This window comes from Streptomyces sp. NPDC019224 (genome assembly GCF_040632605.1).
Lineage (GTDB): Bacteria > Actinomycetota > Actinomycetes > Streptomycetales > Streptomycetaceae > Streptomyces.
On sequence record NZ_JBEYCF010000059.1, the window covers coordinates 1 to 14,763 of the forward strand.

Consider the following 14,763-nt stretch of genomic DNA (forward strand, 5'->3'; position numbering starts at 1 on the left):
AGAGCGAAGACCTCGACACCCTGCACCCCGAACCGTGGTGATCACAAACAGCAAAACTGCAGGTCAAACACCTGATTGGTTGGACAACAGCTAGTGAACGGGAGACTTCGCATCCGGCGGTGCACGTGTGGGGTGTCCTCCTTCCCTGCCGGCGGGTGGTTGACCTCATCTTGATTGGCTGTGCCCGTTCGGAGCGGTGTGCTGCTCCTGAACGGCAGGTGCATCGAAGCATGCCGATTCAGTGACGCTGGTGCTACCCCAGCTCAACGCTTGCTAACCCTCTTCGCTCAATGCGTTTTCGGGTCGCGGACCCGAGGGGCCCGGTGCGTTGAACCGTGCTTGCGGAACGCCAACTCCGACGGTTTGTGCCGGTGATCGGGCCTCCCGAGTTGCGTGGATCGGATTGCGCCATCGCGGGGGTTCCGCTTTGCGCCACTGTCCGGGGTCACGCACCAGCTATTCATCGATCTATTGACATACATCGTTTAATGCTGGGAGTGTTCCGCCGTCGGGCTGACAGGGCCGTCACCGACCAGGTCCGGGTCTCTGCCGGCCCGGCTGTTTCGTCGCTCACTCTGACCACTCCCTGGGGGGACGTGTGACCACACCCCGTGTGCTCGTGGCTTCTGCTTTCGAGGCGGAGCTCCAACCTCTGACCTCTGCCTGCGTGGCGGCTGCTCTGCGTGATCACGGCGCTGACGTGGTGGGCTGGGACGCCCATCTGCAGCCTGACGCATTGCCTGAGGGCCCGTTCGATCTCACCTTGGTCTCGGTGCAGCAGTTCGAGGGTCTGGAGCGCGGTATCGCCCTGGCCCGGCGCGTCGGCGAGGCGTACGGCACCTTGGTGGTGACGTTCGGCCAGTACGCGCAGATGAATCATCGTGAGTTCCTCCAGGTCGTCAGCGGGGTGGCGATGGAGGAGCCGGAACTCATCGCCGAGGACCTGGTCCACCTCGCCTCCGGGACCATGCCCCTGGGCGAGGTGCCGGCGCTGATGACGGCCGGCGGGATGCGTCCCAAGCCGCCGCGCCGCCGGATCAGCGTGGCCGCGCCGGCCAGGGAGCTGTTTCCCTCCCTGGTGCACTACCCGGCTCACCACACCCCGTACGGGCTGATGGGCAACATCGAGGCGTCCCGCGGCTGCCACCACAAGTGCACCTACTGCTCGGTGTACGGGGCCTATGACGGCGGGGTGGCAGCCTTCGACGGCGACACCGTCCTGGCCGACGCCCTGCAACTGGCCGAGGAAGGCGTACGGCACTTCTGCTTCATCGACGCGGAGTTCTTCAACTCCCGCACCATTGGTGTCGGTGTCGTCGAGCGGCTCGTCGAGGCGATCGGGCCGATCACGTTCGAGTTCACCACCCGCGTCGACCACGTCCTGGACTACACCAAGGAACTGCAGAAGCTCGTCTCGCTGGGCCTGCGCAAGGTGACGTGCGCGCTGGAGTTCCCCTCCAACCGAATCCTGCGGATCTTCGACAAGCACATCGACGTCGATCACATGAAGCAGGCGGTGGCGGAGGCCGAACGCATCGGCTTCGAGCTGTTTCCCACCTTCATTCCCTTCACGCCATGGATCGAGTACGAGGAACTCCTGGGGTTCGAGGACTGGCTGGTGGAGACGGGGCTGGCCCGGGTCACCGACCCCACGGCTCTGCAGACGCGGCTGCTGCTGTTCAAGGGGTCCCCGCTGCTGTCCTCGCCGTGGATGGAAGACATCGCCACCGTCGACCGCGGGTTCTGGGTGGAGTGGACCCACCCCGACAAGCGCGTCGAGGAGCTGTGGCAGGACCGGCGCACCGATGCCGAGGACGCAGGCAAGATCCGCTGTTGCGTGAAGTGCTGACCCGCCCCCTCACACGCGAAGGACACTGACATGGGTGGATCACCCCGCATCGTCATCTCCACCGGCCAGACCCTGCCCGACATGGACTGGTCCGGCGAACTCGACCGCCTCACCGACTCCTGGCCCTACCTGGGACCCACCTGGCTGCGGGCCACGGAGAAGGTCCTGCCCGAGGCCCAGCCCTGGCACACGATCGCCACCCGCGCGCGGGGCGAACTGGCCCTGCTGCCGGGCTACATCGTCACCAACCCGCCTGTCGTCGACCACGAGCCGCGCACCTACCTCGGCTGGCAGGCCCCCAGCGGTGAGGAAGTGTGCTGCGGTGCGGAGACGGATACGGCCCGCAGCGCGGCAGTCGACGCCCTGGGTACTGAGCCGTTCTTCCCGACCCTCCTGCTCGGGTCGCCGCTGGGCTACCGCACAGAGATCGCCTACAACTTCTGGACGCCCACCCTCATGGGTGCGATCGTCGACAAGCTCGTCCCGGCGGCCTTCGAGGCGGGCATCCGCTGCATCGCCGCCCCGTGGATACCCGACCGGCGAGGCAACGAGGCCCTGGTCACTGCACTGAACGCGGCCGGCGGTCACAGCGCCTTCTGGGGCTTCGAGGACTTCATGAGCCTGGACGCGGGCAGCTGGGAAGGGCACCTGGCCGCGCTGCCGCTGAAGAAGCGCCAGCGCATCAAGGGTGACGTGCGCCGCGCCCTGGCGGCAGGCGTCACCATCGAGCGTGTCGACGGCGAGAACATCCGCCCCTACACGGCCCGGATCGCCGAACTGACCTGCCTCAACCGGGAGAAGAACGGTGCGGGCGAGGAGCCCGGGCACATCGCCGGCATCCTCACCACGCTGATGGACGAGGGCGCCGACGTACGCGCCTACCTCGGCTACAAGGACGGCGCCCTGGTCGCCACCTGCGTCACCGTACGCAAGAACCACCGCCTGTTCCCCAAGTGGGCCGGCTTCGACTACGCGGCGATCGGCGAACGCAGCGGCATCTACTTCGCCCTGGTCCTGGACGCACCCGTCAAGGACGCCTACGCCGAAGGGCTGCGCACCGTGGAGTTCGGTGCGGGCGCCCACCAGGCCAAGGCCCTGCGCGGCTGCACCCCGAGGAAGGTCACCACCACTCTGGTGATGTCCGACCCCGACCTACGTCCCCAGGCTGCCACCTGGCTGGATGCCTTCGGCGCCAGCCGCCGCATCGCGTTCGGTGACACGACAGCCGCACCCTCCCAGCCCGCACCCCTCACCCTGCTCGGCCAGAGCCCGGACGGGGGCTGCTGCTCCACCGGCTGACCCCCTCCCAGGCTTTCGAATCGGACCAGAAGGAACGACATGATCACGTTCATTCCGCTGACCGGGTTCCTCGGGGCGGGCAAGACCACCACCATGACCGCAACCGCGCTGGCCCTGCAGGAAACCGGCCGCAAAGTCGCCGTCATCACCAACGACCAGGGCGTCGAGTTGGTCGACACCAAACTGGTCCGCAGCAAACTCGGCAGCGTCGCTGAAGTCACCGGCGGATGCTTCTGCTGCAAGTTCGAGGACCTCGTCGAGGCCGTCGTCGCCCTGGTCGACTCCGACGGAGTCGACGTCGTGATCGCCGAGGCCGTCGGCTCCTGCACCGACCTGCAGGCTACCGTCGTACGCCCGCTGCGCCAGTACTACGGCGACAGCATGGTCGTCGCCCCCCTCACCACGGTCGTCGACCCGCTGCGCCACCTGGCCTTCGAGCGCGCGGCCCAGCGAGCCGAACCGGAATCGGACCTCTCCTACCTGTTCCGCCAGCAGCTCACCGAAGCCGACGTCATCGCCGTCAACAAACTCGACACCATCCCGGCGCCACGGGCCGAGACTCTGCTGAAGGACCTGGCCGCCCGGTACCCCAACGCCACTGTGGTGGGCTACTCCGCCACCACCGGTGCCGGACTTGAGGACCTCACCGACGCCTGGCGGGCACCGGCGACCAACCAGGATGTCCAGCTCGACATCGACTATGACCGCTATGCCGCCGCCGAGGCGCAACTGGCCTGGATGAACCAGGAACTCGACCTCACCTCAGCAGTGGCGGGCACCGGCTTCGACGCCACCGCCTGGGCCGGCACCGTACTGACCGGGCTCTCCCGCTGGGCACAGGACGGCAATGCGGTGATCGGGCATGCCAAGCTCACCGTGGAGCTGCCCGACGGGGACTTCGCCAAGCTCAGCTGCACCCAGGCCGGAGCCGACCCCACGTGCGACCGCGCCGCCGCTGCCCATGCCCCGGCCGGCCGGGCGGTCATCAACGCCCGCATCGCCTGCGAGCCCGAGGCCCTCGACCAGGCCGTCACCGCGGCGGTCAAAGCCGCCGACGACAGCCACCAGGTCATGTCCTCCGCGACCGCACCGGTCTCCTTCAAGCCGTCCTACCCCCGCCCGGTCCACCGCCTCGCCCCCGCCGGCGCCTGACCCCCTTCCTCAAGGACTTCAGACATGAGTGACACCACCACCACGGCCTCGGGCACCTTGCAGGAAGAGGTCCGCGCCTACTACCGCGCCAAGGCCGCAGAGGCCGAGACCAGTGGCGCCTGCTGTTCCCCCGACCCCAATACCTTCGGCCCCGCCGCTTACGACGAGATCGGCCCCGGCGCCGCACCGGACACCGCCCTGCTCGCTTCCCTGGGCTGCGGCAACCCCAGCGCGGTCGCCGAACTGCGGGAAGGAGAAACGGTTCTGGACCTGGGCTCCGGGGGCGGACTGGACGTGATCCTGTCCGCACGCCGCGTCGGCCCCGACGGGCGGGTCTTCGGGCTGGACTTCCTTGAGGAGATGCTCGCTCTGGCGGCCCGCAACATCGAGGACGCCGAGATCGACAACGTGGTCCTCCTCAAGGGCACCATCGAGTCCATTCCACTGCCCGCGAAGACCGTCGACGTCATCATCTCCAACTGCGTGATCAACCTGTCGCTGAACAAGCCGGCCGTGTTCGCCGAGATGGCCCGCGTGCTGGCCCCCGGCGGACGCCTGGGCATCAGCGACGTCGTGGCCGAGGACCGCCTCAGCCCCGACGAGCGGGCCCAGCGCGGCGGGCACAGTCAGTGCATCGCAGGCGCCCTGTCGGTGGGGGAGTACCGCGAACTCCTTGACGCCGTGGGCCTGAAGGACACCGAGATCGTCTTCACCCAGGAAGCCGCGGACGGCCTGCACGCCGCCATCATCCGCGCCCGCAAGCCCGTCGACAACGAAGCCGACGCTCCGCAGGAGTGTGCCCCCGGGGGCACCTGCTGCTGATCCGCACCGCCGGATTCCGGGCCGCGGCCCCCTGATGGCCGCGGCCCCTTCACACACTGGAGACACCGCCATGTCTTTCACTGTCGTGCTCGTTTTCATCCTGGTAGCGGCCCTTGCCGCCGCCAACGGCAGCAATGACGTCCCCAAAGGCGTCGCCACCCTCGCCGGGGCGGGGGTGACCAAGTACCGCACCGCCATTGTGTGGGGCACCGTCACCACCCTCGCCGGATGCCTGTGCTCCCTGGCCCTGGCCGACCGCATGACCAAGCTCTTCTCCGCGGGCATCGTCACCGCTGAACCGACCGACGCATTCGCCGTCGCCGTGCTCGCCGGCGCGGTCGCCTGGGTCGCCCTCGCCACCGTCCTGCGCCTGCCCGTCTCCACCACCCACGCCCTGATCGGCGCCCTCCTGGGCGCCGGGATGCTGCTCGCATCCGACTCCATCGCCTGGAGCGCCATTCCGGAGAAACTCATCGTCCCGCTGCTCGTCAGCATCGGCATCGCCTACGCCATATCCCTGGTCCTGGCCCTGGTCTTCAACCGCGGCGCCGCCTCCAAGCCCCCCACCACTGAGCCGGAAGCGACCGCCGAACCCGCATCCCCGGCCACCCCGGCAGGCGAGGGCGGAGCCGTGCTGGCCGCCGAACGCGTCAACGCCGCCCCGACCACCGCCACCGAGCCCCCCGCCGGGCGCGTCCTGGCCGCCGCACACTGGCTCACCAGCGGTGCCACCGGCTTCGCCCGGGGCCTCAACGACACCCCCAAGATCGTCGCCATCGGCGCGTTCGCCCTGGTCCCGGCCGGCATGACGACCTGGCAGATCATGCTCCTGGTCTCCGGAGCGATGGCCCTCGGTTCCCTCACCGGTGGCATGCGTCTGGCCCAGCGCCTGGGTGAAGGCGTCATCCGCATGAACCACCGCGAAGGGTTCATGGCCAACATCACCACCGCCACCCTGGTCGGCCTCGGCGCCGGCTACGGGCTGCCCATGTCCACCACCCACACCTCGACGGGCGCCATCGCGGGCTCGGCAGGGGCCAACCTCAACCGTCTGAGCGGCAAGACACTGCGTCACTTCCTCATCGCCTGGCTGGTGACCCCGCCCTTCGCCGCAGCGGTAGCCGCCCTGGTCTTCCTGGTGGCCCGTTAACCACCCTCGTGCACGAGCCCTCACTCGAGCGGGCAACCGCCGACGAGTACGCCCGCTGGTTCCAGGCCCTCGCCGACCCGACACGCATTCTCATCGTGCGTTTCGTCAGCCGACAGGAACGCCCGGTACCAGCGGGCGTCATCGTCGACCACCTCAAGCTCAGCCAGTCGACGGTCTCCCACCACCTCAAGATCCTGCGCCATGCCCGCTTCCTCACCACCGCCCGAGCCGGAACCGACATCCTCTACGGCCTCGACGACCACTGCCTCACCCAGCTAGCCGCAGGTCTCCTCACCTGCAACGGCCCCTACCCCGGCCGCGCCAGTCCCCGCACCGCAGCCGCACACCCCGACGGTCACACGCCCATCAAGAGGCCCGAAATGGACGCCACCACCCCGCCCACCGGCGACACGCCGGCCCCCGTCCTCCTGCTCATCGGCAGCGGAGACCGCCGCTATCGCGAGTACATCCTCGCCGCGATCACCCGTGACTTCCGCCTCTGGCTCCTGGATGCCTACGAGCCCACCTGGCAACTTCCGTACATCGAAGGCGCCACGGTGCTGAACACCAAAGACGTCCGCGCCCTGCACGAAGCTGCTGGTACCGTCGCCGCCGCTCTTCCCGTCGTGGGGGTCTTCACCTACGACGAGTCACTGGTGCACGCCGCCGCGCAGCTCGCCCAGACCCTCGGCCTGCCCGGCAGCCCGCCGCGCGCGGTCCTGGCCTGCCGGGACAAGGCAGCCACCCGCGCCATCCTCACCGAAGCCGAGATCCCGCAACCGGCATCCATCCCCGTGGCTGGCGCCGATGAGGCAACCGCCGCAGCAGAGACCATCGGATACCCCGTAGTCGTCAAGGCCCGCGGCCTCGCCGGGAGCATGGGCGTCCTGCGCGCCGACACCCCGGCCGCCGTCCGCCAGGCGTACACGGTCGCCGCTGGGGCCACCTACGCCGGAGTGCCGCGCTACGAAGCCGACGTCCTGATCGAGGAACTGGTCACCGGTGAGGAGATCAGCATCGACGCCGTCATCACAGACGGCGTCTGCACCCCGATGGTCCTGGCCCGCAAGCAGGTCGGCTGCAACCCCTACTTCGAGGAAACCGGACACACCGTCCACGGCGCCGACCCGCTCATGGAGGACCCCGAACTTCTCGACCAGCTCAACCGCATCCACAAAGCGATCGGCTACGTCCACGGCGCCACGCACACCGAGTTCAAACTCACCCCCCACGGCCCCCGCCTGATCGAGATCAACGCCCGGCTCGGCGGTGACTTCATCCCCTATCTCGGAGCTCTCGCCACCGGCACCGACCCCGCAGTCGCCGCCGCCCAGGTTGCCGCCGGGTTCGCCCCCGACACCACACCCCGCACCGGTCACACCGCCGCGATCCGCTTCCTCTACCCGGCCCAGGACTGCATCGCGGCCACCGTGACCGTCCGGACTGACCGCCTCGGCCCCACCATCCATCGCGCCGTGGCCACCGCCGGCCCCGGTACCGCGCTCGCCCTGCCGCCGCGCGCCTACCTCAACCGCTACGGATACGTCATCGCCGTCGGCGAGGACCCCGAGCAGGTGACCGCCGACCTCGCCGATCCGAGCGCACTGATCGAACTGCGAGCCCAGCCCCCTGCCAGCTGAACCGTCGGCACAGGCCCAACCCGAAGGGACACTCACCAGTGAACCCACCCGGCACCGTGCAGTCGTCGCTGGCCTGGGAGGACGGCACGATCGTCACCCTCGACCAGCGCGCCCTGCCTCACGAGACCCGGCAGATCCGGCTGACCACGGTCGAGGAAGTGAGGGAGGCCATCGCCACCCTTGCCATCCGCGGAGCCCCGGCCATCGGGCTGGCCGGAGCCCTGGCCGTGGCCCTCTCAGCTCGCCGTCATCTGTCCGGACCGGCACCCGATCCCGGAGCGGTGCGGGCAGATGCAGAACGGCTCGTCGCGGTGCGCCCCACCGCCGTCAACCTCGCCTGGGCCGTAAACCGGGTCCTGCACCACCTTCCCGAAGGCCCCGACGCGGTCCTGGCAGAAGCCTTGAACATGCTGGACCAGGACATCGCCGTCAACCTGCGCATGGTCACGCACGCCGTCGACGCCGTCACCTCCACCTGCCCCGACAAACCGCTGAGCATATGGACGCACTGCAATACAGGCCGCCTTGCCACAGCCGCAGTCGGAACCGCTCTGGGCACCATCCTCGCCCTTGCCGAATCCGGCCGAGTCCGTGAAGTCCTGGTGGGCGAAACGAGACCACTCCTTCAAGGCGCCCGCCTGACCACATGGGAACTCGCAGAGGCCGACATCCCGCACCGGCTGTGTGTGGACTCCGCGGCCGCGACCGCCATGGCAGCGGGCCTGGTCGACTGCGTCCTCGTGGGAGCCGACCGCATAGCCGCCAACCATGATGTCGCCAACAAGATCGGTACGTACGCCCTCGCGCTGGCCGCTCATCACCACGGCGTCCCGTTCTTCGTCGTGGCCCCTGAATCGACCCGTGATGCCACGATCCCCGGTGCCAGTCACATCGTCGTCGAGCAGCGCCCCGCCCACGAGGTCACCCATTACGCCGGGAAACTCACCGCGCCGGCCTCCACCCGCGCCTTCAACCCCGCCTTCGACACCACCCCCGCCCAGCTGATCACAGCGGTCATCTCCGAGGACGGCATCACCTGGCCCAAGGGAGACCATGCATGACCTACGCACCCGCCACCAGCACCGGCCGCACAACTGCCGGGCAACTGGCCACCACCAGCCGCCACCTGTACGAGCAGGGCTGGATGCCCGGCACCGCAGGCAACCTGTCGATGCTCCTGCCCGACCAGCCGCAGCGTGCCCTCATCACAGCCAGCGGCCGGGACAAGGGCGAACTCACCAACCAGGACATGGTCGAGATCGATGCTCACACCAGCGAACCCGTCCGCACCGGGTCCCAGCGCGCCTCGGCCGAAACGTGCATCCACTCCGCGCTCTACCGCACCACCGACGCACAAGCCGTCATCCACGTCCACTCGCCGTACGCCACCGTCATCGCCACCCGAGCCCAGCACCCTCAGCACACCAGCCTTCTGCACCTGGAACGCTACGAGCTCCTCAAGGGCCTCGGTCTGGCCGACCCCTCCCGGACCACCGTGCCCGTCTTCGTCAACTGGCCCGACGTCCCACGCATCGCCCACAACGTCGCAGCCTGGGCCACGGCCACCCCCGGCGCTCCGCCCGGACTGCTCATCGCCGACCACGGCATCACCACCTGGGGCAACTCCCTTGCCCAGGCTCGCAACCGTCTCGAATGCCTGGAAGCGATCTGCCAGCTCCTGGTCCTGGCAGCTACGCCCCTGAGCACCACCACCACACCTGACACCTCACCCACCGCGGAGCACTCATGACACTCCTTCAGGTCATGCCGATCGAAGCACCCGGCACCGTCCTCACCCGGACCCGTGACACCGCCGAGATCACCGACATGCTGCGCACACATGGAGTGTCCTTCAGCCGCTGGCCGGTGCGGCTGAAGGTCGCCCCCACCACCACCCCCGCCGACCTGCTGGAGACCTACCGCAAGGAGGTCGATGCCCTGTGCGCCGAGCAGGGCCTGCGTCTGGTGGACGTGGCCCGACTCCATCCCGAGGACAGCCCCGCATGGGCCGTGCGTGCCGACGCGGCCCGCTCTATGTTCCTCGAAGAGCACCGTCACGACGAAGACGAGGTGAGGTTCTTCGCCCACGGCACCGGTTGCTTCTACCTGCACCTGGACGACAAGGTCCACGCCGTCGTATGCGAGGCGGGCGACCTTCTGTCCGTCCCCGCCGGCACCCGGCACTGGTTCGACATGGGCCCCGTTCCGGACTTCGCCGCCATCCGCTTCTTCGAAAAGGAGGACGGCTGGGTCGGCGACTTCACCGCAGACCCCATCGCGGCTTCCTTCCCCCGCCTCGACGCACTGCTGGCCGAGGACTGACATGAACCCGCGCCACCAGGCAGTCCTCCTCGACATCGAAGGCACCACAGGCGCCCTCTCCCACGTCCGCGATGTGCTCTTCCCCTACGCCCGCACGCGCATCGCCCCGTGGATGACCGCCCACCACCACACCGACCAGGGCCAGCGGATCCTCCAAGCAGTCCGAACCGACCTCGGCGACCCGCGACTCAGCCCCACCGATGTGATCGCGCAGCTCGAAGAATGGGCCGACACCGACACCAAGGCAGCACCTCTCAAGAACCTCCAGGGCCACATCTGGGCAGCTGGATACGCCGCCGGCGAACTGACCGGTCACGTCTATCCGGACGTCCCGCCGGCCCTCGCCGCCTGGCGGGAACGAGGCATCGCCCGCTACATCTACTCCTCAGGCTCTGAAGCCGCCCAACGCGACTGGTTCGCCCACACCGCCCACGGCGACCTGACCCTGCTCCTCGACGGACACTTCGACCTCAACTCGGCCGGCCCCAAGCACGATGCCGCCTCCTACCTGAGCATCGCCAGAGCCATCCGCACACCACCGGCGCTCGTCCTCTTCGCCAGCGACTCGGGTGAAGAACTGGATGCCGCGGCCACCGCAGGCTTCCGGACCCTCGCCGTCCGCCGCCCGGACGATTCGCGTCCCGCACCTCCGGCCCATCGCCTGCTCACCTCACTGACACCTCTCATCCGGGCCGGCGCGCAAACCGGCGTTCCCACGCACGCCGAAGGATCCCGCCCATGAGCACCGACGCCCCCAGCCCGCAGGCCGACATCGCCGTCATCGGAGGCAGCGGCTTCTACTCACTCCTTGACGGTGCGCAGCTCGTCCACATCGCCACCCCCTACGGGGAGCCCTCCGACCCGATAGCTCTGGGCACGGTCGCCGGCCGGCAGGTCGCCTTCCTGGCCCGCCACGGCACCGACCACCGCCACCCGCCCCACCGCATCAACTACCGGGCGAACCTCTGGGCGTTGCGCTCACTGGGAGTACGCCAGGTTCTGGCACCCTGCGCCGTCGGATCGCTGCGCCCGGAGCTCGGACCGGGCAGCATCGTCATTCCGGACCAACTCGTCGACCGAACCACCTCGCGCGTGCAGACCTATTTCGACGAAGGCGCGGTCCACGTGCCTTTCGCCGACCCCTACTGCCCCGCCGGCCGCACCACCGTGGTCAAGGCCGCTGCCGGCACCAGCCTCCCCGCCCACGACGGCGGCGTCATGGTGGTCATCGAAGGCCCCAGATTCTCCACCCGGGCCGAATCCCGTTGGTACGCCTCGTCCGGCTGGTCGGTGGTGAACATGACCGGGCACCCCGAAGCCGTCCTGGCCCGCGAACTGGCCCTGTGCTATACCCCGATCGCACTGGTCACCGACTACGACGCGGGCGTACAGGCAGGCGACGGTGTCTCGCAGGACGAGGTCTTCCGCATCTTCGGTGAGAACGTCGAAGTGCTGAAGGGCCTGGTTCTTGAGGCCATCGCCCAGCTCGACCTCACGCGCCCCTGCAGCTGCGCGGCAGTACTCGACGGCATCACGCTGCCCATCAACCTGCCCTGAACGAGTCCGGTGCCGCCCGGACCGGGATCAGGAACCTTCCACGCAAACGGCCCCCGCTGCGCCTGAGTGGCGCAGCGGGGGCCGGCAGGGGCGGGGGAGCAGTCCTACAGGAGCGGCAGGGCGGCCAGCCCGATGCCGACGCTGCCCACCAGGCCCACGCCGAGGTAGAAGGCGAAGACATTGCCCTTCACGACGCTGCGGACCGCGACCATTGCGGGAATGGTTGTGATCGCACCGCCCAGGAGGAAGGTGACGCCGGCGCCCGCCGCCATGCCCTGATTCATCAAGCCCTCGACTACCGGAATGGCTCCGACGCCGTTGAGGTACAGCGGAACACTGATCAGTCCGGCAAGCAGGACGGAGAAGATGCCGTCCGTACCCAGGATGGAGCTGACGACATCACTCGGCACGTAGCGGACGATCAGCGCTTCCAACACGATGGCCAGCAGCAGCCAGCGGCCCAGGATGAGCGAGTCACTGACGATCTCCTTGAGGATCTCAACCGCGTTGAGATCCTTGATGTCACGCCTGACCAGGATCCGCCAAGGCGTGCCATCGTCCTCGTCGGGAGTATTCGCCGCCGCCTCGCAGGAGCTCGTACCGGCGGAGGCATCCTGCGCAGGCTCGCCGGCTCCGGGAGCGGAACCTGCGCCGACCGAGACCGGGGCAGGAGACTGCACCGCCGAGCATGCAGGGGCCTCGACCGCCGTCTGGGAGCACGCCTTGGCAGGAGCCGAATCCTTGGTGCCTTCGCGCAGCGGATTGGCGAAGCGCCCCCGGCGCTCCATTGCCAGGACGATCAGACCCGCCCCGAAGCTGAGGATCAGCGCGCCGACCAGACGTGCTGTTGCTACAGGAAGGCCGAGCTGCGTGGCGGACAGGGCATAGATCTCGGGGTCCATTGCGGGGGAGGCGATCCAGAAGGCCATCACGGCCGACAGGGGGACCCCAGCGATCAGAAAGCGCCGGATGAGCGGAATGACGGTGAAGGAGCAGAACGGACTGAAAGCGCCGATGGCCGTGGTGATCGCGATGCCGAGGATCCCTCCGCGGCCGTTGGCGAAACTGCGCTTGGCGACCACGTCGATGGACAGCCGCTGAACGGCGATGCCCAGAACGATGGCTACCAGAAACCACGGGAGGTAGTGCAGCACCTCGCGCAGTATGAACAGGCTCAGGGCCTGCACTTCGCTCACAGGAGGACCTCTCTGGGAAGGCGGCACACGGGTGTCAATTCGCCGAACTTGCACGGTCGGCAGCACGGGAGGCTCAACAGCCCGCCCCATTCATCGAATATCGATGATAGACGATTAAAGAACGGGTGGGCAATGGCCTGTAGGGCCTGTTCATGCAGACCGATCGATCGGCCCTGGCTCTTGTGGGGGGAAGCGGTGCGGCCGACCTCCCGGTGGCTCCGATTTGGCAGGATCGATTCTTGTCCATATAGGCGCGAACGTTCCGCCGGTGGGCGTGCGGCGTGCTGTCGCCTGTTGCACGCACCTTGCCTCTGTCGCGCGCCATCGACTAACATCGATGGATCATGAGCGGCACACTGAACGCCCAGCTGATCGACCGAGCCACCGCCGAGTCCTATGCGACGTGGTTCAAAGCACTGTCCGACCCCACCCGCGTACAGATCCTCAACCTGCTCGCGCTCGCCCCTGGCGCGATGAACGTCGGTGAGATCGTCGAGCGAGTCGGTGTGGGGCAGTCCACGGTCTCCCACCACCTGAAACTTCTGGCCGACGTCCGCTTCGTACTGCGCGAACGCCAGGGGACCTCCATGCTTTACTCGATCAACGTTGCCTGCGTCGCTTGTTTCCCCAGCGCTGCCGATGCCGTCATGGGCCGTCCCGCGGCCTCCGCCTGAAACGTGGACGAATGTCTGAGCAGAAGTCGCAGATATCCGACGGCATAGCCGCCTGCTGCCCGCCCATCACCACGGCAGCGCTGTCCGAACCGGCCGCCCAGACCATGGCGGTCATGTTCAAGGCCCTCTCCGACCCGGTGCGCCTGCGCCTGTTCTCCCGGGTTGCCTCGCACCCGAGTGGCGAGGCGTGTGTCTGCGACATAGCCGATGTCGGCGTCTCGCAGCCCACGGTCAGCCACCACCTCAAGAAGCTGCGTGAGGCGGGGCTGCTGACGTCCGAACGCCGCGGCACCTGGGTCTACTACCGGCTCGCGCCGGGCATTCTCAGCCTGCTCGGGACCTTCCTCACGGACCCGGAAGCAGTTTCCCCGCCCGAGGCGACAGTGAGGGCCGTTCGATAGGTGGTCAACCCCTGAATGCCAGGAGCGGAGAACGCCGGGGCGACAGTGCCGCTGATCGGTCGCTGAAGGGCCTTGTAGTTGAGCGAAGGCGATGCACGATCCTTGGCCGCCCGTCAGTTCACTACAGGACTGCGGCGTTCGATCAGCTGGACGTCACGCCACACCCGGTGCAGCCGACCGACGCGCTCACGAGTGCCGATAACCCGGAACCCGACACGCTCGTGCAGGAGGAGGCTGGCGGTGTTCTCCGGGAACACTCCGGCCTGGATAGTCCAGATTCCCGCAGCCTCCGTTGAGGCGATGAACGCTTCCAACAAGGACCGGGCCACACCCTGACCCCGTGCCGACGGGGCGACATAGACGGAGTGCTCGACCACGCCCGCATACGCAGGGCGGGCGGATACCGCTGAAGCAGCGATCCACCCCTGGAGCGTTCCGTCCGTCTGTAGGGCGACAAAACGGTGGCTGGGGAGCTTTGATCTGTCGAACGCGGCCCACGTCGGTGCGCAGGTTTCGAAGGTGGCGTTGCCCTCGTCGATGCCTGCCTGGTAGACCGCCAGGACCTGTTCGGCATGGCTGGCATGCATGGGTTCCAGGGTGAAGGCGCCGTGCACGGGCTCTCCTCTTGGGGTGCGGTGGGGAAGGTGCTTGCGGCAATTCTTTCCGAGTGCACGACGGGGCTCATCAGAGGGCCGGGGCGG

15 protein-coding genes are annotated in these 14,763 nt (G+C 68.2%); 13 read left to right on the forward strand and 2 right to left on the reverse strand.

Going from position 1 to position 14,763, the window contains the following annotated elements; genetic code table 11:
- Nucleotides 1-598: 598 nt before the first annotated feature.
- The 11 genes from ABZ564_RS28135 (at nucleotide 599) to ABZ564_RS28185 (ending at nucleotide 11,791) form a co-directional block, all read left to right on the forward strand.
- A complete protein-coding gene (locus ABZ564_RS28135) occupies nucleotides 599-1,849 on the forward strand; it encodes an RCCLKC-tail radical SAM protein (protein ID WP_360861797.1) in 1,251 nt (416 codons plus the stop codon).
- A 30-nt stretch (nucleotides 1,850-1,879) separates the two neighbouring features.
- A complete protein-coding gene (locus ABZ564_RS28140) occupies nucleotides 1,880-3,148 on the forward strand; it encodes a GNAT family N-acetyltransferase (protein ID WP_360861799.1) in 1,269 nt (422 codons plus the stop codon).
- A 39-nt stretch (nucleotides 3,149-3,187) separates the two neighbouring features.
- Nucleotides 3,188-4,300, forward strand: coding sequence for a GTP-binding protein (locus ABZ564_RS28145; protein WP_360861801.1), 1,113 nt, complete (start codon nucleotides 3,188-3,190; stop codon nucleotides 4,298-4,300).
- A gap of 24 nt (nucleotides 4,301-4,324) precedes the next feature.
- On the forward strand, nucleotides 4,325-5,122 hold the full coding sequence (locus ABZ564_RS28150; protein ID WP_360861803.1) for a methyltransferase domain-containing protein: 798 nt from the start codon (nucleotides 4,325-4,327) through the stop codon (nucleotides 5,120-5,122).
- Between the two features lie 70 nt (nucleotides 5,123-5,192).
- On the forward strand, nucleotides 5,193-6,272 hold the full coding sequence (locus ABZ564_RS28155; RefSeq protein ID WP_360861805.1) for an inorganic phosphate transporter: 1,080 nt from the start codon (nucleotides 5,193-5,195) through the stop codon (nucleotides 6,270-6,272).
- An 8-nt stretch (nucleotides 6,273-6,280) separates the two neighbouring features.
- Nucleotides 6,281-7,912 carry a metalloregulator ArsR/SmtB family transcription factor gene (locus tag ABZ564_RS28160; RefSeq protein ID WP_360861807.1) on the forward strand — a complete coding sequence of 544 codons (1,632 nt, stop codon included), beginning with the start codon at nucleotides 6,281-6,283 and terminating at the stop codon, nucleotides 7,910-7,912.
- Nucleotides 7,913-7,950: 38 nt separating this feature from the next.
- Nucleotides 7,951-8,973 (forward strand): S-methyl-5-thioribose-1-phosphate isomerase, encoded by a 1,023-nt coding sequence (gene mtnA / locus ABZ564_RS28165; RefSeq protein WP_326656705.1) that lies wholly within the window; start codon nucleotides 7,951-7,953, stop codon nucleotides 8,971-8,973.
- Complete coding sequence (mtnB, locus tag ABZ564_RS28170; RefSeq protein ID WP_360861809.1) at nucleotides 8,970-9,662, forward strand: methylthioribulose 1-phosphate dehydratase; 693 nt, start codon at nucleotides 8,970-8,972, stop codon at nucleotides 9,660-9,662. The genes mtnA and mtnB overlap by 4 nt, the downstream gene beginning before the upstream one ends.
- Nucleotides 9,659-10,234, forward strand: a complete 576-nt coding sequence (locus tag ABZ564_RS28175; protein ID WP_360861811.1) for a cupin — start codon at nucleotides 9,659-9,661, stop codon at nucleotides 10,232-10,234. Before mtnB ends, ABZ564_RS28175 begins: the two co-directional genes overlap by 4 nt.
- Before the next feature lies 1 nt (nucleotide 10,235).
- Entirely contained in the window at nucleotides 10,236-10,976 is a 741-nt protein-coding gene (gene mtnC, locus ABZ564_RS28180; RefSeq protein WP_360861813.1) for an acireductone synthase, read from the forward strand.
- Nucleotides 10,973-11,791 carry an S-methyl-5'-thioadenosine phosphorylase gene (locus ABZ564_RS28185; protein WP_360861815.1) on the forward strand — a complete coding sequence of 273 codons (819 nt, stop codon included), beginning with the start codon at nucleotides 10,973-10,975 and terminating at the stop codon, nucleotides 11,789-11,791. Before mtnC ends, ABZ564_RS28185 begins: the two co-directional genes overlap by 4 nt.
- Nucleotides 11,792-11,895: 104 nt before the next feature.
- On the opposite strand, the gene ABZ564_RS28190 is transcribed toward ABZ564_RS28185, so the two are convergent.
- Complete coding sequence (locus ABZ564_RS28190; protein ID WP_360861817.1) at nucleotides 11,896-12,987, reverse strand: permease; 1,092 nt, start codon at nucleotides 12,985-12,987, stop codon at nucleotides 11,896-11,898.
- Between the two features lie 344 nt (nucleotides 12,988-13,331).
- Here ABZ564_RS28190 and ABZ564_RS28195 point away from each other — a divergent pair, with 344 nt between their 5' ends.
- Both ABZ564_RS28195 and ABZ564_RS28200 read left to right on the forward strand, forming a co-directional pair.
- The gene (locus ABZ564_RS28195; protein WP_326656698.1) at nucleotides 13,332-13,661 is read left to right on the forward strand and encodes a metalloregulator ArsR/SmtB family transcription factor; all 330 of its coding nucleotides are present in this window, start codon (nucleotides 13,332-13,334) and stop codon (nucleotides 13,659-13,661) included.
- Nucleotides 13,662-13,672: 11 nt separating this feature from the next.
- A complete protein-coding gene (locus tag ABZ564_RS28200) occupies nucleotides 13,673-14,062 on the forward strand; it encodes a metalloregulator ArsR/SmtB family transcription factor (protein WP_285570428.1) in 390 nt (129 codons plus the stop codon).
- 113 nt (nucleotides 14,063-14,175) lie between these two features.
- On the opposite strand, the gene ABZ564_RS28205 is transcribed toward ABZ564_RS28200, so the two are convergent.
- On the reverse strand, nucleotides 14,176-14,649 hold the full coding sequence (locus tag ABZ564_RS28205; RefSeq protein ID WP_285570466.1) for a GNAT family N-acetyltransferase: 474 nt from the start codon (nucleotides 14,647-14,649) through the stop codon (nucleotides 14,176-14,178).
- Between the last annotated feature and the right edge of the window lie 114 nt (nucleotides 14,650-14,763).